We start from the raw sequence: 22,559 nt of genomic DNA, 5'->3' as shown, positions 1-22,559 counted from the left end.
CGCATGCAAACGGTCGCTTTTTGCGAATTTTTCGCGCCGATCGCGCACGGGAACGCATGCGGCGCAAGGCGCGGGCGGGTGTCGGCGCGGCTTCGGCGCGGCTTCGGCGTAAGTCAGCGCGATCCCATGCAATTCGGGGCGATCCGGGGCGATCCGGGGCGAGCGATCGCGCAGCCGAGCCGTTTCCGGCGCGGCCGCCTTCGTCGAAAGCGCGCGGCATGCCCGGCGGATGTCCTCCGAGGGCGCGCGCGTCGGGCTTGCGCTGCGCTTATGCCAGCTTCACCGAGACGCTGCCGAGCTCGCCGAACCGCACAGTCAACGCCTTGCCGAGCGGCACCTCGATCACCCCCGCATACGATCCGGTGGTCACGATCTGTCCCGCGTGGAGCGTTTCGCCGCGCGCCGCCAGAAAATTCACGAGCCACAGCAAAGGCTTGAACGGATGCCCGTCCGGATGGCGGCCATCGGCCGCCCGGTCGACGCCGCCCTGAAACTCGAGCGCGATGCCATCGAGCGGCGCGTGGAGGCCGTCGCGCACGACCGGGCCGACGCACAAGCCCTGATTGAATTGCCCATCCGCGAGCAGCTCCGGCACGGTCGCGCGCGACGGCTCCGCGTACCGGCAGCCGAGCACCTCGAGCGCGAGCCGGACCTCGCGGATCGCGGCGCGCACCTCGTGCTCGTCGTAAGGCCGGTCGCGCGGCGGCAGATCGCGATCGAGCACGAACGCGATTTCCGGTTCGATCCGGACCATCCGCGCATCGGCGACGGCCCGCAACGGCTCGGCCGACGCATGGATCGTCGACGCGAAGATCGGCGCGACGACGACCCGGCCCGGCGGCGGCAGCGCGCATTTCCATCCGCCGATCGGCTCGCCGAGCAATTCCGCGACGCGTTGCTGGATCGCGAGCGCCGTCTCGATGTCGTCGGGACGGCACGCATCCGGCAGAAGCGCGCCGGCAACGCCGGCGCGGCGGGCCGCAACCAGATGCCGCGCGGCGCCGTCCACGCGTTCGGGAGTGTTTGTCATGTCGTTCTCGCGAAGAAAAGGGCGGCAAAGGGAGCACGCCGGGATCGGCGCAACGGAAGCGATGATAACGGTTTCATCGCGATCGCATCGCCCGGCGGCCACGCGGCATCGAGGCATTGCATGATCGATGCGCTCGCGGATCGATCCGCCAGCCGGCATCGCGGACAACCCGACACCGGCTGGCGCGCCGGATGTGTGCCGCGCCGGCTCGTCGCCATGCCATCCTGATGCGGGCGGGCCTGCTGCCAATAGGCACCGTTCGGCACCGCTCGGCGCCGTTCGACGCGGCTCCACGCCGCACGCACGACGGCCGCCAGCGCTACGGGGCGCTCGCCGTCACGGCTTGTTCCGCTACGCTCCCGGCGCGCAATCCCCGGCCTCGGCGGCCACGCGAGACGCGCGCTGCATGCGGCCCCAACGCCGGCGGCGAGATCGCCGCTCCATCGGCCTGACGCCCCGGCGCTTTTCGCCGGAAACCGCCGCCGTCGCCGGCATGAACGCCCGGCGACGGAATTGCAAAAACACCCGGCCGTCGGCTGCTACAATCTCGGCTTATTTTTCAGTGGGCTGGAAGTTATGGGCTTTGAGCAACTTGCATCGTTGCGCGATCAACTTGCGAGAGACGCCGCGCGGGAGCGGTCGGAGAAGAAAGCGCAGAAGCGGGACACCAAACCGGCGGCTTCGCCGAGCGCGACGGACCCGGTGGTGCTGACGATCGCGAAACTCCAGAAGCGCTTTCCGCTGGCGTTTCCGCGCAATCCTGCGCCGAAGGTGCCGTTGAAGGTCGGCATTCTCGAAGACCTGATCGGCCAGGCGCAGGCGCTCCGGTCGAGCGAGGCCGAGTTGCGCGACGCGATGAAGACTTGGTGTCGCGGGAACCGCTACTGGACGTGCCTCGTCGAAGGTGCCGTGCGCGTCGATCTGGCGGGCGGCGAAGCAGGGCAGGTATCGGCCGCCGATGCGAAGCGCGCGCGCATGCTGAAGGGGCGTCGCCCGGCGAAGCCCCGGCCGCAACAGGCCAAGCCCGAGCAGGCTCCACAATAGCGACCGACATCCGCGTGCCCGCCGAACGGTGGGCAGCGCATCGATTGAAGACACACATCACGTGACGACCAGCAAAATTCAGACGCTGCAAAAGCAGCTCGGCCACCTCAATTTGCTCCTCGAGGAAGCGAAGAAGAAAGAGAAGGCCGACGTGCTCGCCGCCATTCGGGAACAGGTGAAGCAATACGACATCACGGAGGTGGAGCTGCTACGGGCGGCGGGCTTCGTGAAAGACAAGCCGAAGAAATTGCCGGCGAAATACTATGATCCGTCGTCGGGCAAATCCTGGACGGGCCGCGGCGCCTGCCCGAAATGGCTGACCGGCAAGAACCTCGACGACTATCTGATCCGGCCGGAGCCTGAGCCATGGTGGCCTGGGGAGAACGCGTAGACGGCGGCGGCCGCACGCGGCAGGCAGCGCCGAGCGCCGCGGTCCGGCATCGTCCCAAAGCCGTTGCTTGCATTCGCCGTGAAACCCGTGGCCTGCGGCCGCGCGACGATTGCTCGTCTTCGCACGCCCGATGCTCCCGCGCAAGACATTCGCGCGGCAGTGCGATGCCGTCCGTCGACGGCGTCGTGACCTCGAAAGAAACTGCGCACCCGCGCTGTCGACCGACCAGCCGGCGAATCTGCCGCGTCGTCAGCCCGAGCCGCTCAGCCACGCGCCACGGCTTGAGCTTGCCGTCCGCCACGTCCTGAATGGCCTTCTTGGATCGATCCAATTCTCGCATCGTCATGATGATCCGTTCCGTCGCTGCCATCGAAGCCTCCAGCGCTGGATTCCCAGCGGCCGATCAGCTTACGACGGGGCGAAAAGCGGATATGCCGATAATTTACCTTATGTCAAATCACTGAAGCTAGCTGAAACTGGCATTTCTTTTGGGTACGTCGCTTGACTGTCAGTTTTGCCTTACAAATAGTTACAGAATCTAACGCGGTCCTCCCCAATGAATGCCGCCGCTTCCCGTCACGGCGCGCTGCCTGATTTCCTCGCGCTAACTGACGGCCTCACCATCCGCCAAATTGCCGAAAAGCTCCGGTGTTGCACGCGGAGCGTTCGCAATTACATTGCCGGTCGCTCGCCGATCCCGTGGCATCGGGTCGAATTGTTGCGACTGCGTGAAGTCGAGGCAAACGCTTCGCAAGCGGCAAATCAAGCTCTTGCTGACGAAATCCCTGTCGAATCGACGATCGAGCCCGATCCGTCCACACCTGACGTGACGCCCGCCGAAATTCTCGCGTGGGTCGGCGTGCACGCGCCGCAGTATCTGTCGAGCCATGTACGTCCGCGGCTGGAACGTCGCTGACAAGACCGCGACGATCGCGTGGGGGACGCATCGATGAAGTGTCAAGGAAGCCGGCAGGCGCGGGCGCACATGTCCCATACCCGGCACTATGCGCGAGGCAAGCGCGGAGTCTTCAGCACGGCCGCCTGTGCTTCGAGCAACTCGTCGGTATCGACATCGAATCGGTGTAGCCATTCGCTGCCACTCGCTTCGGTGTTGTAGACCGGCGCGTCGCCCGCTGCCGTCCCGTTCTGTAGACTTCCGACGCTTTCCGCGATCACACGCTTCAGCGCCGCGTTCAGGACAACGTACGCGGGCGGTAACGCGGCATCGGCCCCCTTCGCAACGTCTTCCGCGCCGGCACGCGGCAGTACGCCGGCTCGAATAACGAGTCCGCCGTCTCCGTAAGGCGTGGTTCGATACCAGTCCGGCGGCAAGGAGATGGCGCGTTGCCCGCCTAGCTTTTCAACCATTTCCGGCCCGAGAGCGACAAGCCAGTCGACGGTCTTCAACTTGTCCAAAAGATCGCGGAACGTGCTGCGACTCGGATTGCCGACATCGAGTCCGGGGCCGAGTGTGCGCGAAAAATAATACTCACTGCCCTCGTTCTCGTCTCGCGCCGTCGGAGGCAGATTGACTGCGTATCCAGCGTGACCGTGAACCGCGCCGAGCTTCCCGGCAAACTCGACAAAGAGCTCCGGAACCAGGTTGGGATTCGATTTCACAACAGAAATCGGAACGGAAAACGTGATCACGTCAAGGCCGCGGGTTCCCATCGCGGCTTGCCACTTCTCCAGAGTGAGGGCGGAAAAATGGCGTGCGCCCGCTTCGCGTGAAGTCGCGGCATCGGTAAACGCAAACGTGAATGTCTCGTCTTCGTCCAAGCGTGAGGCGACCGATTCGAGAGGCGGGGCCTTCTCGAATTTCACGGCCCTTTTCCCCTCTTGGAAATACCATTTCAACGGCGCATCCAGCGCCGCGCGGTATCGGTCGAAGCATTGCACGATGGCCGCGCGCCCGGCACGCGAAAAGCCGCCCTTGAAATAAAGCACGCCGCGCACCACCACGACCGCACCTACGCCGTCATGCGGGTAGCCGGGCTCGAACGCCGCATTTGGCAGCGTGCCTGCTTTTGAGGGGTCTTTCGCCCACTCCTGAAGGTAATCGCTCATCGTTAAAACACGGGAACAGGGGTAGGTGGAATTATCGGGGGTGGCCCGTTGCGAAGGATAGTCCTGGCTCCTTCCGTCAGGTCATCAAGTGCGCTCGATGTCGACGGTGCTGCCTGCTGCTGCTGCGATTCGTCGCCGCATCCGCATTTCTCGGGGCCCAACACCGTCACTTTCGCGGGATCGCCGGCAATCCGCTCGTATGCATTCCGTTGCATGTCGGAGAACGTGTCGCCCGGAAACTTTACCTCGACCACGCTCTTCAGGTTGTCTTGGGTCGGCGGAAGCGACTGATCGTTGACCACCACGACGTCCGGCCGCCGGATGTTGCCGACGCCTGGCTTGTAGCCGGGTAGCCCACCGGGCCAGTACTTCTGAATCCACCCTGGCAGGAAATCGTGAGCCTTCGTCAGCACGCCGGAGTCCATAACCGGTGCGGGTGGATCGCGCGTCATATCGTAGTTGATCTCCGCCTTGTACGGGCTCTGATGGCCGCTGAGTGCGTCGGCCACCTTCAGGCGCCCGCTCACGCACTGCTGCTTCAAATTCTGGCCGCTGGCTCCAATCGTCGGCATCGAATTCGATTTCCGCGCACGCTACCGTGTCACGGCGCGGCATCTCTTCGACGTGCAGCCCGGCCGCGCTCGCGTTCGAAAACGCCTTGCGACGATGCAGACGGCACGGCGGCAATTCGATGTTCGCGTAGCCCGCGATGATGGATTCGGCGTCGCGATTGTCCGCCCCTTGCACATCCGCGGCGTTCAGAAATGCGAATGCGCGCAGCTCGCGCACGGCGCGCGCCTCGTCGAGCAGCTTCGCCATGTCGTCGAGCGCCCATACGTCGAATGATCGAGGGAGAACCGGAATCAGCACCGCGTCCGCGACGGTCAGGGCCGCCCTGAATGCCCCGGAGTCTCGCCCGCCGACGTCGATCACGACATGATCGAACTGCATGCACTGTTGCAGCACCTGGGCGCGCAACGTCGCGCCGTCGGCATAGGCCGACGCCGCGATCAACGGTCGACCCGTATTGACGCGAGCCGTGATCGCCGAGAGGCTCGTTCGCTGACTGTCGCCGTCGACGAGACACACGCGCGCGCCGTCGAGCGCCAGCCCGAGCGCGAGTTGTACTGCTGTCGTCGACTTGCCGACGCCGCCCTTCGGGTTCCCCACTGCCAGAATCATCAACCACCCCTATCTCTGTTAGATATCGAATCGGTATCGACACGACATCGTTTCGATACCTCACCTCGAGTCCGGCGACGATCCGCGGCAGCGTCGACTTGCCGCAGCCCGACGGACCGATGAACACGCAGAACTCGCCCGGCTCGACCTTGAGGTTCACGTCCGAGAGAAGGTTGGCCGGGATTCGAAAAAAATCCCCCACATCTCGGACTAAGCCGCCGATTCAAAAAGAGAAATCGATGGGCGGATCGAGCGGGAAAAACGGCCGTAGCAGGTCCAGCAGATAGCCGCCAAGCCGATTGATGGGGTCGCGCCGATACGGGGACAGCGCTTTGAGGGCCTCGGCGTCGATCGGATGGCCCTTTTCCTGCAGTTCCTTCAGCTTGCGCGACATCCACTGCGCGTTGTGCGAGATCATCGTGTTGGCCACGAGGTGGGATCGCTACAATCGCGGCTGGCATCTGGAAAAGCTGGGCTTCAAATCACCCCTCGAAGCCTGTCAGGAACAGCTGATGAAGCTGGCCGCCTGAGCTGAAAAGCATGTCCAAACAACCGGAGCCGGTACATCGGCAGTCAGGCGAACCAACGCGATTGATGATTTGACAAGGCGCATCATGTCGACTCGCTCCCCAATGGGAGCGGCGCAAGCTCCGGGTGTTCGGCTAGTCGCGTAGCTAGAAAATCCATCAACAGCCGGTTCCGTCGCGGCAGATGCGTTCGCTGCGGCATGCACAGGTAGAGCCCGTACCGGCAGGTCGCATGCTTCGTCAGCAGCGGCACGAGCCGGCCCTCGCGCACGTGCGCGTGGACCGAATAACCGAAGAACTGGCCGATCGCGGCGCCGCTCAGCACGATGTCGAGTTCCGCGTCGATGTCGTTGGTCGCGATGAACGGGCGGACCTGTTGCGTATCGACGCGGCCGTCGACGAGGAACTCCCACGGAAACGGCTTGCCCGTGCGCGGATACAGGAACGCGGTGCAGCGGTGCTCGCGCAATGCATCGATCGTGCGCGGCTCGCCGTGGCGGCTCAGATACGCCGGCGCCGCGCAGACGACCAGTTGCAGATCGGCAACCCGCCGTGCAACCAGCCCGCTGTCGGGCAAATCGCCGGTCCGCACCGCGATGTCGATGCGCTGCTCGACGATATCGGCCATGTCGTCGCTGACGATCAGCTCCGCGGTGACGCCCGGCTGCCGATCGCAAAACTCGCCGAGCAACGGCGCGAGAAAGCGCCGCGCCAGCGAGTAAGGCGCCGCGACGCGGATCGTGCCGACCGCTTGCGCGCGATCGTCGTCGAGCATGCGCAGCGCGGTCTCCAGTTCCCCAACCGCGCCGCGACATTGCGCGAGCAGGCGCTCGCCCTCGGCCGTCAGCGCGATCCGGTGCGTCGAGCGCTGGAACAACCGCACGTTCAGCAAAGCTTCCAGCGCGGCGACCTGCTTGCTGACCGCCTGCGGCGTCATGCCGAGCTCGCGGGCGCCCGCGCTGATCCCGCCCGCGACCGCCACGCGGACGAATACCGTCAGCGCCTTCAAACGATCCATTCGGTACTCCCGTCGAACCCGGAACGTCCGGGTGTCCATCAATGGCGTCGAGACGCCGGTCGGTCAAGTTGAATCGGTTTCAACCAAACCGGCGCTATTCGCATGCCGATCCGCTTCGCACAATGACGCTGTCCTGAACGATCCGCCCGAACGGGCCGCACGCCATGAAGCCGCGCTTGTTTTCCGTCGCTTTCCGGGCCGCCACCGCGGCCGCGTCGATCATTGCCGGTACGTCGTCGCCCGCGCTCGCGCAAGCGTCCGACGCCCGCCCCCGCGCCGCCGAAACGGTGCTATTGCAAACCACGCACGCGTGGGACGGCTCGCCGTATCGCGCATACCCGATACATCAGCCGGAAGTGACGGTCGTCCGCTACACCCTCCCGCCGCACGCCGTACTGCCCTGGCATACGCATCCGTCGATCAACATCGGCTACGTGCTGTCGGGCCACCTGACCGCCGTACGCCGAAGCGACGGCAAGCGGCTGGCGCTCGGCCCGGGCGACGTGGTGCCGGAAATGGTCGATGGCGCCCATCGCGGCGAGACCGGCAACGAGCCCGCCGAGCTAATCGTGTTCTATGCCGGCACGCCCGGCGCGCCGCTGACGATCCCGGCCGGCGAAGACTGAGCGCCGGCCAGCCGGCCGGCCCGTTTCACCCTGACGTGGAGCAACACCCATCATGTCCGATTCACGCATCTTATCAACCCCTTCTACCCCGACGCGGCCCCGGCTCGACGGACGCGTCGCGCTCGTCACCGGCGGCGGCACCGGCATCGGCCGGGCGGCCGCGCTCGCGTTCGCGCGGGATGGCGCCCGCGTCGTCGTCGCCGGGCGGCGCGCGGCCCCGCTCGACGACACCGTGCGCGCGATCGCCAAGCGCGGCGGCGAGGCCTTCGCGATCGCCGTCGATATCGCCTCGGCCAATGGCGTGCGCGCACTCGTCGACGCGACGGTCGAGCGCTACGGCGCGTTGCACGCGGCATTCAACAACGCCGGCACGGAAGGCACGTTCGCGCCGATCGTGGAGCAGACCGAAGCCGACTTCGACGACGTGATCGACACCAATCTCAAGGGCACGTGGCTGTCGATCAAATACGAGATGGAAGCGATGCTCGCGCACGGCGGCGGCGCGATCGTGAATACGTCGTCCTGGCTCGCGAAGGGCGCGCTGGCCGGCTCGTCGACCTATTCAGCGAGCAAGGGCGCGCTCGATGCGTTGGTGCGCGCGGTCGCGCTCGAAGGCGGCCCGCACGGCATCCGGATCAACAACGTGAACCCCGGCATCATCGATACGCCGATGGCGCGCCGCTTTGGCGACGACGAGATGTTTCGACCGTTCGCCGCGTTCACGCCCGCGCGGCGGATCGGCACCCCCGAGGACGTGGCCGACGCGGCCGTCTGGCTGTGCAGCGACGAAGCGCGTTTCGTGACCGGCGAATCGATCCTCGTCGACGGCGGCTATACGATCGGCGGCATGCGCTGACCGCTATCGCCACACAGGATGAACCGATGGAATACGTGAGACTGGGAACCACCGGGCTGAAGGTATCGAAGCTGTGCCTCGGCTGCATGACCTACGGCGATCCGTCGTGGCGGCCGTGGGTCGCGACCGAGGACGCGGCTCGCCCGTTCATCCGCGCGGCGCTCGATGCGGGCGTGATGTTCTTCGATACGGCGGATATCTACTCGAACGGCGAGAGCGAACGCATTCTCGGGCGCGCGCTGCGCGACTTCGCGGTGCGCGACGACGTGGTGATCGCGACCAAGGCGTTCTTTCCGACCGGCGACGGCCCGAATGCGCGCGGGCTGTCGCGCAAGCATCTGTTCGCGAGCATCGACGCGTCGTTGCAGCGTCTCGGAACCGATTACGTCGATCTCTACGTCGTCCACCGCTTCGACCCGGACACGCCGATCGACGAAACGCTCGAGGCGCTCGATGACATCGTGAGGAGCGGCAAGGTCCGCTATCTGGGCGCGTCGTCGATGCACGCGTGGCAGTTCATGAAGATGCTCGCATTCCAGCGGCATCACGGCCTCGCCCGGTTCGCGTCGATGCAGAGCCAGTACAGCCTGATCTGCCGCGACGACGAGCGCGACATGCTGCCGCTGTGCATCGAGGAAGGCATCGCGTATACGCCGTGGTCGCCGCTCGGCCGCGGGCTGTTGGCCGGCTCGCGCGATGCCGGGACGACGCGCGCCGCGACCGACCGGCAGATGGTGTCGTGGTACGACGGCCGCGACGCGGTCGCGGCGACCGTCGAAGCGGTCGGGCAAGTAGCGCGGGCGCGCGGGCTGCCGCCTGCGCGGATCGCGCTCGCCTGGGCGCTGCGGCGGCCCGGCGTCACGGCGCCGATCGTCGGGTTGTCGAAGCCGCATCACGCGGCCGATGCGCTCGCGGCGCTCGACCTGACGCTCGACGATCGCGAAACCGCGTTGTTAGAGGCAGCGTTCGACGGAACGGTCGGACCGGTTCAGTGGTGACGATGCTACGCATCGCCGTCGCTACAAAATGGTAGTCCGTGTGGGACGTGTTGGAGGCAGCCGAAAAAGCGCTCTGTTGCAATAGCGGGTCGCCCGGGATTCACGAATAATCGATCACATATCGACATAAATGTCGTGTGATTCTTAAAGAGAATCACGCGTCTCCACGAACGTAACCGGTGGAGCGACCCCACGTATCTGAGAACACGAGGACTCTCTTAAAATAACGGATAGTCTTGTGCCTATCAGTAAGCCTAGTCATGACGTGGAAAGCATCGAAATTCTGACCGAGCCGGAGCGCCGTCGTCGGCGCACGGCGCAGGAAAAAATCGCCATCGTGCAGGAAACACTGGAGCCGGGAGCATCGGTGTCGGCCGTGGCGCGTCGACACGGCGTCAACGCCAACCAGGTGTTCGGCTGGCGCAAGCAATACCAGGAAGGCAGTCCGGCGGCGGTGAAGGCAGGCGAAACCGTTGTGCCGGCATCTGAGCTGGCCGCCGCCATCAAGGAAATCAAGGAACTGCAACGGCTACTCGGGAAGAGGACGCTGGAGGTCGAAATCCTGAAAGAAGCCGTGGACTGGGGCCGCTCAAAAAACCAGATTGCGCGCTCGCCCTTGCTGCCAGGGGACGACCGATGAAGACGGTCTGCGAAGTTCTCGGCGTGGCGCGCTCTGCCGTGGTGGTGAAGCAGGCGCGTTCGTCTGACTGGCGCGATGGCCGCCGTGCCCGCCCGACTGACGATACCGGGTTGGTCGAGGAAATTCGGGGGCATGTAGCGCACCTGCCGATCTACGGCTATAGGCGTATCTGGGCGCTGCTGCGTCGTAGTCGAGAGCAGACCGGCGCACCATGCGTCAACGCCAAGCGCATGTATCGGGTTATGCGCGAGTACCAGTTGCTGCTGCGCCGCCCTGGCGTGCGGCGAGACAAGCGGCGCCATGACGGCCGCGTTGCTGTGGACCGCAGCAACGCCCGCTGGTGCTCCGATGGCTTTGAGTTCCGGTGCGACGACGGCATGCCGCTGCGCGTAACGTTCGCGCTGGACTACTGCGACCGGGAGGTGATTAACATGATGCGTATATCTGGAGGTGTTGCGTTCCGAGCCTTGGTGCGATCACTTCCGCACGTCACATGAATCTGTGAATGGCTGATGCACCGGTGTTGCCAACGGGGTTGCGGCGCAACGCAGCGCATCCGTCAATTCCTCGCTGAGAACCGAAAACAGTTGCTCAGCATTGCCATGTATAAAAAAGTGATCGCCGGGAAGGATCTCGCCGCGAAAGCCGCCGGTAGTGTAAGTGCGCCACGACTCCACCGCCTCCGCGCTGCCTGGTTCGCCACTGCCTCCCAATGCAACGATCCGGCAGTTCAGAGGGGGATGCGGTTTTGCCCGGTAAGTCTCCACCGCCTTGAAATCGGCACGAAGAATCGGGAGTAGCAATGTGATCACTTCGGGATGAGCGAGAATTTCAGGCGGCGTGCCGTTCATGCGTATCACCTCGTCGAGAAATTGATCGTCCGGCAAATCGTGGATCGGCCGTCCCTTCGTAGGCAGATGCGGAGCGCCGCGGCCGGAAACGATCAAACACCTCGGCTCCCGCAGGCGGCGGGCCTGGATGCGCCACGCCACCTCGAACGCCACGCTGGCGCCCATACTGTGGCCGAACAGGGTATAGGGCCGGTCGAGTAGCGGCGCGATCGCCTCCGTCACCTCGTCGGCGATCAGGTCCACCCGATATAGCAACGCATCGCGGAAACGGCGGCCTCGCCCAGGCGGATGCAGCGGACGGACGTCAACCGTCGCCGCAAGCCGTGCCTGCCAGCCGCGGAACACGGATGCGCCGCCGCCCGCATAAGGGATGCAGAACAACCGCTGCATGGCGTTCCCGGCCGACGATGACGGCTCGATCCAGCGGCCGGCGCCGGCTTTCTCCGTCAATTCGAAGCTCACGGCACCACCCTCCGAATAAAGTCGGTTGCCTCTTTTACGGCCGCCTTCGCTTCGGGCAGATAAGGCGTCAGCGTAGGCCAGGCGTGCGGAACCCGATGCCAGACCTTGAAGTCCACCGCGACGTTGGCAACGCGGGCCTTTTCCGCGACCCGTGCGGCGTCGTCCAGCAATACCTCCGTGTCGCTCGCCTGGACGAACAAGGGCGGCAAACCCGAATATTCGCCATAGAGAGGTGAAGCAATAGGGTGATCAGCAGCTGTGCCGCCCAGATAGTACTGGGAAAAATTCGCTACGGCGGCCGCGCTCAGCATGACATCGGCTTCGTCATTCGCCTTCAGGGACGCGCCGGTCGCGGCCAGATCCGTCCACGGAGAAAATAATACTGCGCCAGCCGGCAACGGATCGCCGGCATCGCGCAATGACAGCAACAGAGCAAGCGCGAGCCCCCCGCCGGAGGAATCCCCACCGATGACAATCCGGTCTGAAGATGCGCCATCGGCGAGAAGTTGCCGATAGGAGGCCAATGCATCCTCCACCGCGGCGGGAAACGGATGTTCCGGAGCAAGCCGGTAATCCAATGAAAAGGTACGCGCATCCGCCCCTTTGGCCAACGCACCGGCAATCGTTCGATGCGTGCGGGGAGAACAAAAGCAATATCCTCCGCCATGCAAATAAATGACGATGCGGCGAAGCGAGTCGCGGCGAACCGGATCCGCCGGTTCGATCCATTCGCCGCATAGCGGCCGTGCGGTCATTTCGCGTACGCGCCAGCCCCGGGGAGGTTTCACGCCACGGCTGGACCATTTGGCGCTGTGCGCTCGCATGTCGTGAGCGGACAGCGCCGGTTTTCTGGTCAGGGACTTGGTCGTTTTACGCGATAGCCAGGAAAAGCACCAGTTTTGCCAACTCACGATCATGTTCCCGGTAGATGAAGAAAAATCGGTTGCTCGAAAAGTTGTAGTCCGAATGGATTCTCCTGCGCATCAGGGAATGACCAGCTTTCGATGCGCGACGATGCCCGCGAGCGCACCGCTGCCCACGGCGAGCGCCACGCTGCCGCCTCGCTGCGTGGCGTCGCCGCATGCAAACACGCCCGGCACGGAAGTTTCCATGGATTCGTCGGCACGGATATAAGGCCCCAGCGGCCCGTCTTCGATCGCACACCCCAATTGTTCCGCGACCGGACTCGACAGATGGGTGCGATTCATGGTGAACAGGCCATCGAGCACGATGCACCGTCCGTCGGCGAGCTCGACGCTCGCCGTATCGACGATGCGCGTCACCCGTTCGGGCTCGATCGCGACGCCTCGCTCGGCCAGCGCGTCGCGTTGCTCGTCGTTTGGCTCAAATGTTCCGTTGGTCAGGAGCACGGTCTCGCCCCAGTCCGGCATCAGCAGCGCCAGCAGAGGCGAAATCGAGCCGTTCCCGAGCACGCCGATGCGCCCCTGGTCCAATTCGTAGCCATGGCAGTACGGGCAGTGGTATACACTGCGCCCCCATCGTTCGGCCGCGCCTTCCAAATCCGGAATCTCGTCCACCACGCCGAACGCGAGCACCACGCTGCTCGCGTTGAAGTGCTGCCCCAATGCACTTCGAAAAACAAAACCGGCATCGGTGCGTTCAGCGTGAATCACGGTGTCTTCCAGCCACTGCACGTTCGGATACGCAAGAAGCTGCGCCTTGCCGTTTGCCGCGATCTCTTCGGGCGGACGCCCGTCCTGCCCGATCAAGCCGTGCGAGACCAGGGAGAAGCGGTTGCGGCGCAAGCCGGCATCCACCACGAGCACACGCCGACGCGCACGGGCAAGCTGCATGGCGGCCGATTGTCCCGCATAGCTGCCACCGATCACGACGACATCGAAGCGCGTCGAGGAACGTTCCGTATTCATGAATGATTCATCCTTTGACAAGGGGAAAACCGCGTTTGAGAAAAGCGGATGCGCGGCACCGGGCCGCACTGCCCGCGAGCGTCAACCTTCCCGTTGACGCAGCCAATGCCCGATCCGCTCGGCCAGAACTTCGACGGCGGGCTCGGCCATCATCGACAGATGGTCGCCGTCGATGCAATCCACATGGACATTGCGGCAGAGCTCAGTCCAGCCATAGGCGGAATCGCTTCTGTCCCAGCCGTCCTCGGGGTGCGCGCGGGCGGCGCGAAACAGCGCGAGCGGAAACTCGGCCCGCGCGGACGGCGCATAGGTCGCGCGCCGCGCGGCGGCATAGACCGCGAAAGCTGCGGGCGTGACATGGATAGCGAAGCCCGCGTCGTTGGCGCGAGACGCGAGCCTCGCGACTTCGGCTCGCAAACCCGCATCGCCGACATCCCCGCGTGAAGTCAGCCGATGTGGGGCGAGCGTGTCGAGCAGGATCACCACCGCTGCCCGGCCGCTCGCCTGCAAGCGCAGCCCCATCTCGAACGCCACCCACCCACCGAACGAATGGCCGACCAGCACGGCCGGATCGTCGGCGTCCGACAGACTGGCCAGATGGTGCTCGGCGAGCGCTTCGACGCTCGGCAGCGGCGCTTGCGCGCCGTCGAGTCCCGGCGCTTCAAGGCCGTGCAGGCGCCAGCCGTTCGGGCCGCCCAGATGCGCGGCGAGGCGAGCGGCGTACAACGGCGAACCGGGGTTGCCGGGAACGAAGAAAATCCGTGGTGCACTGGAGGAGCCGGCGTTGCCCGCGAGGTTGTCGGCGAGCGCCTGCGCGATCGCACCCAGGCGAGCGTCGTGCAATAACTGAGTCACGGGCAAGCGCACCCCGGTTGCGTTCGCGATGCGATGCAGGAAGTCGACGGCGAGCAGCGAATGCCCGCCGAGATCGAAGAAGCTATCGTCGAGCCCCGCCTGGCCGCCGAACAGATCGCGCGCCAGCGCGACGACCACCCGCTCTTCCGGGGTTTCAGGCGCGCGCGACGCGGCCGGCTGCGCGACGGCGAGCGGGATTGCCGGATCTTCGAGGCGCGGCAGGCCATCGTCCGCCGCCAGTCGCGCCGCCGCTTCGCTCAACAGCGACGCCAGCCCGGCCGCCGTTGCGTCGTCGATGAAGCGCCGGTTGTACAGCAAGCGCGCGATACCGTCAGGCGAGACGCGCAACAGCAACGGATGATGCGAGCGCGCCCCACTGCCCGCCTCGGCCGCGACGGATATACCGGCATCGGCGGGCGCGTCTTGCTGCGGCAGATGCTCGACCACCACCAAGGTATCGTAAAGACGCGTGGCAACGGCGGCGGCCCGATGCACTTCGGCGGACGACAGATATTCGAACGGGCGCTGCTCGCGCTGCATCGCCTCGATCCGGTCCAGCAACTCGCCGACCGTCGCCATATCGGTCATCCGCACATGCAGCGGAAAGGTCGAGATGAACGGCCCGACGATGCGCTCAACTCCCGCAAGCGTCGCGGGACGGCCGTGAGTGGTGACGCCGAAGACCACGTCGTCGGTCGCGCGAAACGCGCGCAGGATCAGCGCCCATGCGGCGAACACCGTAATCGCGAACGCGACTCCGTGGGAGCGCGCGACGTCGAGGAGCGCGCTCGCGTCGATGTCCGTGACCTCTGCGAAGCCGTCGCCCGACGCGCGCCGCGCCATCGGGGACAGGCGGGGCAATGCGCTGAGGCGCTGACGCCAGAACGCGGCCGCGACCGCCGCATCCTGCGCGTCGATCCAGTTGACGTAATCGCGTAGCGGCCGCGCCGGCGGCACTGGCCGAACACCCTCGTAGCATGTGAGCAGATCCGAAAGCACCACCGCGATCGACCAGCCGTCAGTGATGAGATGGTGGTGAGTCCAGACGACCCGGTATGCGTCATCACGCAGCCGGATCACGGCGAAGCGCCACAGCGGCGCGCGGTTGACAGCGACGCCTCGCGCGCGATCCTCGTCCAGCCAGGCCGTCAGCGCCTGCGGATCGTCCGCGTCGTCAGTGTTTCGCCAGTCCTCCCACGCCAGTTCGGGCTGAATCCGCTCGAACACCACCTGCACCGGCTGCTCGGCGTCCCATGCGAAACAACAGCGCAGGCTCGCGTGAGTCTCGGCGGTGCGCTCGACGGCCGCGAGGAAACGGTTGCGATCGAGATGCCCGCGAACCGACAGCACGGTCTGCTCGATGAACAAGCCGCCCTTGATCGCGCCGTGCGCGCTTTCGAGCAGCATCCCGCGCTGCGACGGCGCGAGTGCGTGAATGTCCTGAACTTTCGCCTTCATAGCCGTGCGCTCCCGCAAACTTCCGATGCGCGGCTCAGCAGCCAGCGCACGATCAACCGACTGCGCGGCACGCGCTGCCCGTCGCGGCGGTGGCGCAGCGCGAGCTGCTGCGTGACCACGGCGAGTCGCAGCAGGCCATAGGCATACCAGTACGCCGGTTGCGCCACCTCGCGCCCGCCGGCCTCGGCGTACAGGTCAACGAGTGCCTCGCGAGTCGGAGCGCCCGGCGCGCAGCTCGGCCCCGGCGCATCGAGACGCAGCAGCGGCGGATCGCGACTCTCGATCCAGTAGGCCAGCGCGATCCCGAGATCGGCGAGAGGATGGCCGATGGCGGCCAGCTCCCAATCCACAACCCCGACCACCCGCGCCGGATCGCCCGGATCGACGAGGGTATTGTCCAGTTTGAAGTCGTTGTGCAGGAATGCCGCCGGCGATGCATCAGGAAGCCGTTCCGTCAGCCACCGCGCGACCGCCTTGAAGTCGCCGTCGGCGCCCGCGGCTTCTTCCTCGTTCCAGCGCCGTCGCCATTCGCCGAGGCTTCGGCGCAGATAATCGGGCGGCCGCTCGGCCGGCGCGATTTCGACGGCATGCAACGCGGCGAGCGCGGCGATGAAATTCTTGGCGAGGCGGCGCACGATGTCGGGCGAAAGCGGCCCGCACGCGGCCGGCAAGACGCCGTCGAGCCGTTCGACCAGCAGCAACGTCGAGCCGTCGTCGGCCCCGCCGCCAACCGCGAGCGGCTTCGGCGCCAGCGGAAAATGCTCGCCGATTCGCTCCAGGACGCCGAATCGGCGCTGCGCTTCTCTCGGCGCTCCCGCAGGCAGCAGGTAGGCAATCACGTCGCGATTGCCTGTCTGCACGAGAAAAACCTCGCTGGCCCGTCCGCCGCCGATGCGCGTCGCGTGAGCGGGGCCGCCGGGGCGGCCGAGCGCCGCCATCGCACGCTGCGCGATTTCGGCGCTCATCGGGCTTCCCCCCGAAACGCGGCCAGTGCATGGCGCGCCACGAGCGCCTTGTGGACTTCGTCGGGACCGTCATAAATGCGCCCCGCTCGCTCGTGGCGCCAGAGCACGTTGAGAATCGTGTCGCCGCTGACGCCGAGCGCGCCTTGTACCTGCAACGCATGGTCGAGGACGGTTTGCGTCACGCCTGCCACGAAGAATTTCGCGATCGAGATGTCGATCTGAGCGCGCTCGTGCCGGCTTTGCAGACGCGATGCCGCCTGGGTGACGAGGAGCCGCGCGGCATCGATCGACGCGCGGCTCTCGGCGATCCAGTTCTGCACCGTTTGACGCGACGACAGCAGTTCGCCCGCAGCCAGTTCGCGGCGGCACGCTCGCCGGCACATGATCGCAAACGCGCGCTCGCACACGCCGATCCAGCGCGCGCAATGATGCAGACGCCCGGTTGCCAGGCGCGCCTGCAATACGATGAACCCCTCGCCGGGCTTGCCCAGCAGCGCATCTTCGCCCACCCGGCAGTCGTCCAGCTCGAGTTCGCCGTGACTGGCCCAGCCGCAGCCTTCATCGCCCATCACGCGCAGGTTGCGAACATGCCGGTAGCCCGGCGCGTCAGCTGGCACGATGAAGGTGCTGGTGCGCGCATGCAATGGCGCCGTCTCGTCGGTAACGGCCAGCACGATCGCGAACGCCGCCTGATCGGCGCCGGACGCGAACCACTTCCGGCCGCTCAGATACCATGCTCCATTCTTGAAAACCGCCTTCGACTCGAGAGACGCGGGATTCGAGCCGGCGGAGTCCGGCTCCGTCGCCGCGAAGCAACTGCGGATCTCGCCGCGCAACAATGGGGCGAGCCAGCGCGCTTTCTGCGCGGCCGTCGCATACTCGAACAGCACCTCGATGTTGCCGGTGTCGGGCGCCTGATAGTTGACCGCATAGTGACCGAGCGGCGATCGGCCGAGGATTTCTCCGGCCTCGACCAGTTCGAGCAGGCTCAGCCCCATGCCGCCGTCCGCGCGCGGCGCCTGCGGAAGCCAGAGGCCTCGCGCCCGGTTGGCCGCGCGAACCCCGGCCATCAACCGCTCGACCGCTGCGAAGTCGCCTGCCGCCAGTGCCGCCTCCGGTTCCGCGAGCGCCGCTTCGACGTCCCGAAATGCTGCGACCCGTTCAATCATTGGTTGCCTCCGACATGTCCAACTGCGCCAGGATGGTGCTCATCCTGGCCTTTCCTCCCGTCGCCAGCGCCCGCAGTTCGTCCATGGCCCGTGCGGCAATGGTGTCGAGCGTCACCCCGTCGAATGGCTCGTCCTGGCCGTGCCACACGATGCGCAGCGCGCCGCCCTCGATCGTCGCTGCGAGCGCGATCGCGTGCGGCGCCGGCATTTGCTCCGGCGCGGACAGGATTGCGGCAATCGGCCACGCCGGCACGGCTGATTCCGCAGGGAAGAACGCGATCGATACCGGCGCGTCGCTTCGCAACGCTTTGGGCAGGCGCTCCGGCGCGGCCTGGCGCAGCACCGTGTAGGCGACGGCGCGACGTCGGGCGTCGGGCAACAGCGCCGCGGCATGCGTCGCGGCGGCCTCGATGTCCGCCGATGTGTCCACGACGAGCGGATGAATTGCGGTGAACCAGCCGATCGCGCTTGAAACGTCGCATGGCACGCGAGACCAGCCGCGCCCGAAGGACTCGATGTCGACCGGAACCCGGTCCGATTCGCCCGCGCAACGGATCGCACGCGCGACGGCAACCGCGAGAAGCGCTTCGAGCGGGCGACGGGTGGCGCTCAACGCAAGCGTCTGCTCGACCGGGAGCGTCGAATTCAGGGAGCGGCGCGCACCATCGCGCCGTGCGACGGGAAACGCATCCGGCGGCGTATCGAGCGATGACCAGAACGCCGCATCGTCGTCGAGCTCCCCTGCCGCGGCGACGCGTTCGAGTGCGATCGCCCATTGGAAGAACGACTCATCGGCCGCCGCCCGTTGCTGGCCTGCCGCCGGCGCCGATGCGCCGACGCGCCCGTGGAGGTCGCCCAGCAACATTCGCCAACTGAATGCATCGATCAGCAAATGATGGACGACGAGGACCAGCATCGAGCCGGCCGGGCCCAATACGAGCGCGGCGCGCAGCAACGGCGACGTCCGGATGTCGAGCGAGCACTGCAACGTTGCGCCGATCCCCTGTGCGAAACCGAGTTGCTCGTCGGCCGGCCCCGAATGCCGATGAACGGCGACGACAACAGGCGCGGGCGTGCCGAGCACCTGCTTCCAGCCGGCTTCCGTTTGCTCGAAGCGCGCCGCCAGCGCCGCGTGGTGCGCAATCGCGGCGTCGATGGCGGTGCCGAGCGCCGTCGCATCGATCTCGGCCGGCACGCTGACGACCACGCCTTGAACGAAGCGGTTGATGTCGCCCGATCCGCAATTGAACAACCACTGCTGGGTTGGCGAGAGCGGCAGCGGCGTTTCTCGCGGCACGGCCTGCGCCGTCCGCCCGGCGCCGGCGGCGGCAAGTTCTTCGATCGTGTGCGCGCCGAACGCCAAATGCGTATCGAGATGAATGCCCTGCTCCTTCGCGCGCGCGACGATCTGCAAGGTGGCGACGGAATCGCCGCCGAGGTCGAAAAAGTCGTCGATGACGCCGATCGGCTCGAAGCCGAGCACATCGGACCAGATCGTCGCGAGCCGGGCTTCGAGCGCGGTTCGCGCCGGTACGTAAGGTACCGCGAGCACCGGCCTCGGATGCCGCGAGCCGGCGGCCGGCTGATGCGCGTCGGCCGCACGCGCCAGCGAAAACGCTTCGCGGGCGCGGGCCTTCAGCGGGTCCAGCTTGCGCGTGCTGACGGCGATGCGCGGCGATCCGCAAGCCGACGCCATCTCGAGGACCCTGACACCCTCGTCGGCGCTCAGGCCCGCCGTGCGCAGATCATCCGGCACGAAGCGTTCGTCGGACACCGTCGCCATGCCGATCTCTTTCCATGTATCCCACGCGATCGCACACACGCGTGTACCGTCGGCCGCCCACGAAGCACCCAGCGCTTCCAGCGCGAGGTTGGCAGCCATATAGTCGCTTGCGCCCGCGGCCGGCACATGCGCGCGCAGCGACGAGCACAGCACGACGAAATCGAGGGGATCGGCGCATAGCACCTGCCGCAGATTGCGCGCGCCAAGAAATTTTCCCGCCAGCACATCGCGCATCGCGGCATCGGTCGCCGTGCGCAGCAATGCATGCGGCGGCATCCCCGCGCTATGCACGACGCCGTTGATGGGGCCATGCTCGGCGCGGATCTGCGCGACTGCTCGCCGCAACGCATCGAGGTCGCTCACGTCGACCGCGATCGCGGTCAGCCCGGGAATCGATTGGCCGCCGCGCCGGCTCAACGCGACCACGCGCGCACCGCGCTCGACCAGATGCCGGCCGATTGCGAGCCCCATGCCGCTGTTGCCGCCCGTGACGACGTAGACGCCGTCGCGACGGATCGCCATCGCCTGCGTCGTCGCGGCCCCGATGGGTTCCAAGGTTTCGACCCAGCGCGATCCGTGCCGATGGATCGCCGCGTCGTCGGCCGACCGCGCGCACGCTTCGGCGACGATGCATTCGACGAGATCGGCCGCGGCGGCGTCGACATCCGCAACCCGCGCGCGCCAGCCGGGATATTCGGCCGGCAGCGCGCGCGCGAGGCCGAGCAGCATCGCTTTTTCCGGCGCGGCCGGCGCGCCGAAACCGGCCAGCGCGCCGTCGGCGACGAAGGTGACGTCCACGTCGGCGCCCGTGCGGTCCGCCCACGCGCGCAAGAGCTGCGCCGGGCGGATGTAATGCCGTTTCAGCATCGAATCGTCGTCGCGGGCGGGTTCCGCGGCGAGGCTCCACAGCGCGATGATGGAAGAAGGACGATCTGCGGCCGCCGCGGCGACGGCATCGATCGCTTGCGCGTCCATCTCGTCGGCATACGCGATTTCCGCCACCTGCGCGCCTGCCTCACGCAGCCTCGTCGCGACGCGCGCGCCCACGCCATGCTCGTCGAGCAGCACCAGCCAGTGCCGCCGAGTGTCGATCAGTGCCCGCTCGAGCGGTGCGCTTTGGCGCAAGCGTGGCGCATACAGCCAGCCGACCGGGTCCGCGACGCGTGCGAGCGGCGACGGCGGATCGATCCAGTAGCGCTGATGTTCGAATGGCGTCGGCGGCAACGCAACCCGGCGTCCGCGCGCGGCGACGGCCGCCGCGCCGGCCGCGGCGCGCGTCACCGGGAGATCGCTTCTGAGGATCTCGATCGCCTCTTCGAGCGACGCGCACTCGCAGGCGATCCGCCATTCGAACGCGCCGCGCGACATCGCGAGCGTGTATGCGACATCCGCGAGCGGCGGCCGCTCGCGCTCGAGATGATCCGCGAGATCCGTCGCGAGCCGCCGCACAGCCGCCTCGGAACGCGCCGACAGCAAGAGCGGCCACGGGCCGCCGGCGTCGCCGCCGGTCGCTTCGGGCTGCGGCTCGGCGGCGGACTCCAGCACGAGGTGCGCGTTGGTGCCGCCCATGCCGAACGAGCTGACGCCGGCACGCCGAGTGGCATCGGGCCACGGGCGTGCGGCGGCGTTCACGAAGAACGGCGAGTTCGCGAGGTCGATGCGCGGATTGGGCTCGTGAAAATGCAGCGATGGCGGAATCACGCGATGCTGCAGCGCGAGCACCGTCTTGATCAGACCTGCGATGCCGGCGGCCGCGTCGAGATGGCCGATGTTCGTCTTGACCGAGCCCAGCGCGCAGAAGCCCTGTCGCGCCGTACCTTGCCGGAACGCGGCGGCCAGCGCCTCGAATTCCACCGGGTCGCCCAGCGCCGTCGCGGTGCCGTGCGCCTCGATCATGCCGATCGAATCGGGCGGCACGTCGGCCAGCACTTGCGCTTCGCGAATCGCGCAACGTTGCCCGTCGACGCCGGGCGCGGTGAAGCCGACCCGGCGCGCGCCGTCGTTGGAAACCGCGCTGCCGAGAATGACCGCGGCGACGGGGTCGCCGTCGGCCAGCGCGTCGTCCAGACGGCGCAGCACCACGGCGCCGGCGCCGTTGCCGCCGACGGTGCCGTTGGCCGCGCGGTCGAATGCGCGGCAATGGCCGTCCGGCGAGCCAATGCCGCCGGGCTCGTGGCGGTAGGGGCGGCGTTGCGGCGTGGTGATGCGAACCCCTCCGGCGATGGCCGTGTCGCATTCGTCGGCGAGCAGCGCCTGAACGGCCAGATGTACGGCGACGAGCGATGTCGAACAGGCGCTCGACACCGAGACGGCCGGGCCGGTGCAACCCAGCAGATAGGCAAGCCGCGACGGCAGGAACGACGGCTCGTTGGAGAGCAGCAACGACAGATCGTCGTGCAGCGCCGACGGCACGAGATTGCGAATCAGGTATTCGTTGAAGCCGGCGCCGGCAAATATGCCGGTGCGTCCCGGCAGCCGCCTCGGATCGTAGCCGGCGCGTTCGGCCGCCTCCCACGCGCATTCGAGCCATACGCGATGCTGAGGGTCCATCCGTTCGGCTTCCCGCGCGCTGAGCCCGAACAGCGCCGCGTCGAACCCGGCGACATCGTCGAGGATGCCCGCGGCATGAACCTCGTATCCGGCGTCGGTTGGCGTGACGGGGCCGAAGAACGTGACGGACTCGACGCCGTGCACCAGGTTGTTCCAGAACTGCTCGGGCGAGCTCGCGCCCGGAAACCTGCAACCCAT

17 protein-coding genes and 6 pseudogenes are annotated in these 22,559 nt (G+C 66.6%); 7 read left to right on the top strand and 16 right to left on the bottom strand.

Annotated features, from left to right (window positions below; all coding sequences use genetic code 11):
• Positions 1–268: 268 nt before the first annotated feature.
• On the bottom strand, positions 269–1,030 hold the full coding sequence (locus X946_RS06160; RefSeq protein WP_038744894.1) for a 2-keto-4-pentenoate hydratase: 762 nt from the start codon (positions 1,028–1,030) through the stop codon (positions 269–271).
• 576 nt (positions 1,031–1,606) lie between these two features.
• Between X946_RS06160 and X946_RS06155 the strand changes: the two genes are divergently transcribed.
• Together X946_RS06155 and X946_RS06150 are read left to right on the top strand one after the other, a co-directional pair.
• On the top strand, positions 1,607–2,074 hold the full coding sequence (locus X946_RS06155; RefSeq protein WP_038744893.1) for a ProQ/FinO family protein: 468 nt from the start codon (positions 1,607–1,609) through the stop codon (positions 2,072–2,074).
• Between the two features lie 61 nt (positions 2,075–2,135).
• Complete coding sequence (locus X946_RS06150; RefSeq protein WP_038744892.1) at positions 2,136–2,465, top strand: H-NS histone family protein; 330 nt, start codon at positions 2,136–2,138, stop codon at positions 2,463–2,465.
• Between the two features lie 211 nt (positions 2,466–2,676).
• On the opposite strand, the pseudogene X946_RS36075 reads toward X946_RS06150, so the two are convergent.
• Positions 2,677–2,835, bottom strand: a pseudogene (locus X946_RS36075) (ISNCY family transposase); the annotation flags it as partial.
• A 186-nt stretch (positions 2,836–3,021) separates the two neighbouring features.
• Between X946_RS36075 and X946_RS30415 the strand changes: the two are divergent.
• The gene (locus tag X946_RS30415) at positions 3,022–3,381 is read left to right on the top strand and encodes a hypothetical protein (RefSeq protein WP_226383206.1); all 360 of its coding nucleotides are present in this window, start codon (positions 3,022–3,024) and stop codon (positions 3,379–3,381) included.
• A gap of 86 nt (positions 3,382–3,467) precedes the next feature.
• On the opposite strand, the gene X946_RS06145 is transcribed toward X946_RS30415, so the two are convergent.
• The 6 genes and pseudogenes from X946_RS06145 to X946_RS06125 form a co-directional block, all read right to left on the bottom strand.
• The gene (locus tag X946_RS06145; RefSeq protein WP_038744891.1) at positions 3,468–4,532 is read right to left on the bottom strand and encodes a type VI immunity family protein; all 1,065 of its coding nucleotides are present in this window, start codon (positions 4,530–4,532) and stop codon (positions 3,468–3,470) included.
• 2 nt (positions 4,533–4,534) lie between these two features.
• The gene (locus tag X946_RS06140; protein WP_226383215.1) at positions 4,535–4,957 is read right to left on the bottom strand and encodes a VRR-NUC domain-containing protein; all 423 of its coding nucleotides are present in this window, start codon (positions 4,955–4,957) and stop codon (positions 4,535–4,537) included.
• Positions 4,958–5,108: 151 nt separating this feature from the next.
• Positions 5,109–5,714 (bottom strand): annotated as a pseudogene (locus X946_RS06135) (AAA family ATPase); the annotation flags it as partial.
• 64 nt (positions 5,715–5,778) lie between these two features.
• Positions 5,779–5,874 (bottom strand): annotated as a pseudogene (locus X946_RS36820) (ATP-binding cassette domain-containing protein); the annotation flags it as partial.
• A gap of 63 nt (positions 5,875–5,937) precedes the next feature.
• Positions 5,938–6,153 (bottom strand): annotated as a pseudogene (locus X946_RS06130) (Tn3 family transposase); the annotation flags it as partial.
• Between the two features lie 173 nt (positions 6,154–6,326).
• Positions 6,327–7,259, bottom strand: a complete 933-nt coding sequence (locus tag X946_RS06125) for a LysR family transcriptional regulator (RefSeq protein ID WP_038744889.1) — start codon at positions 7,257–7,259, stop codon at positions 6,327–6,329.
• Between the two features lie 164 nt (positions 7,260–7,423).
• Between X946_RS06125 and X946_RS06120 the strand changes: the two genes are divergently transcribed.
• The 4 genes and pseudogenes from X946_RS06120 to X946_RS30405 all read left to right on the top strand — a co-directional run.
• Positions 7,424–7,885, top strand: coding sequence for a cupin domain-containing protein (locus X946_RS06120; protein ID WP_038744888.1), 462 nt, complete (start codon positions 7,424–7,426; stop codon positions 7,883–7,885).
• A 52-nt stretch (positions 7,886–7,937) separates the two neighbouring features.
• Complete coding sequence (locus X946_RS06115; RefSeq protein WP_052145019.1) at positions 7,938–8,741, top strand: SDR family NAD(P)-dependent oxidoreductase; 804 nt, start codon at positions 7,938–7,940, stop codon at positions 8,739–8,741.
• Positions 8,742–8,767: 26 nt separating this feature from the next.
• Positions 8,768–9,739, top strand: a complete 972-nt coding sequence (locus tag X946_RS06110) for an aldo/keto reductase (RefSeq protein WP_038744887.1) — start codon at positions 8,768–8,770, stop codon at positions 9,737–9,739.
• Positions 9,740–9,977: 238 nt separating this feature from the next.
• Positions 9,978–10,831: pseudogene (locus tag X946_RS30405) on the top strand (IS3 family transposase); the annotation flags it as partial.
• Between the two features lie 24 nt (positions 10,832–10,855).
• On the opposite strand, the gene X946_RS06095 reads toward X946_RS30405, so the two are convergent.
• The 8 genes and pseudogenes from X946_RS06095 to X946_RS36070 all read right to left on the bottom strand — a co-directional run.
• The gene (locus X946_RS06095; RefSeq protein WP_038744886.1) at positions 10,856–11,692 is read right to left on the bottom strand and encodes a thioesterase II family protein; all 837 of its coding nucleotides are present in this window, start codon (positions 11,690–11,692) and stop codon (positions 10,856–10,858) included.
• Positions 11,689–12,603: an alpha/beta hydrolase gene (locus tag X946_RS06090; protein ID WP_394364313.1), complete on the bottom strand. Its 915-nt coding sequence runs from the start codon at positions 12,601–12,603 to the stop codon at positions 11,689–11,691. The genes X946_RS06095 and X946_RS06090 overlap by 4 nt, the downstream gene beginning before the upstream one ends.
• A 72-nt stretch (positions 12,604–12,675) precedes the next feature.
• On the bottom strand, positions 12,676–13,581 hold the full coding sequence (locus tag X946_RS06085; protein ID WP_038744884.1) for an NAD(P)/FAD-dependent oxidoreductase: 906 nt from the start codon (positions 13,579–13,581) through the stop codon (positions 12,676–12,678).
• A gap of 81 nt (positions 13,582–13,662) precedes the next feature.
• On the bottom strand, positions 13,663–15,894 hold the full coding sequence (locus X946_RS06080) for an alpha/beta fold hydrolase (protein WP_038744883.1): 2,232 nt from the start codon (positions 15,892–15,894) through the stop codon (positions 13,663–13,665).
• Positions 15,891–16,859, bottom strand: a complete 969-nt coding sequence (locus X946_RS06075) for a phosphotransferase family protein (RefSeq protein ID WP_038744882.1) — start codon at positions 16,857–16,859, stop codon at positions 15,891–15,893. Before X946_RS06075 ends, X946_RS06080 begins: the two co-directional genes overlap by 4 nt.
• Positions 16,856–18,028, bottom strand: coding sequence for an acyl-CoA dehydrogenase family protein (locus tag X946_RS06070; RefSeq protein WP_038744881.1), 1,173 nt, complete (start codon positions 18,026–18,028; stop codon positions 16,856–16,858). Before X946_RS06070 ends, X946_RS06075 begins: the two co-directional genes overlap by 4 nt.
• Positions 18,021–21,092 (bottom strand): SDR family NAD(P)-dependent oxidoreductase, encoded by a 3,072-nt coding sequence (locus X946_RS06065; RefSeq protein WP_235364001.1) that lies wholly within the window; start codon positions 21,090–21,092, stop codon positions 18,021–18,023. Before X946_RS06065 ends, X946_RS06070 begins: the two co-directional genes overlap by 8 nt.
• A 69-nt stretch (positions 21,093–21,161) precedes the next feature.
• Positions 21,162–22,559: pseudogene (locus tag X946_RS36070) on the bottom strand (beta-ketoacyl synthase N-terminal-like domain-containing protein); the annotation flags it as partial.

It is taken from the genome of Burkholderia sp. ABCPW 111, assembly GCF_000773065.1.
In the GTDB taxonomy this organism is placed as follows: domain Bacteria; phylum Pseudomonadota; class Gammaproteobacteria; order Burkholderiales; family Burkholderiaceae; genus Burkholderia; species Burkholderia savannae.
The sequence above is the reverse complement of the archived record's forward strand: the minus strand, read 5'-3'. Positions and strand labels throughout refer to the sequence as shown.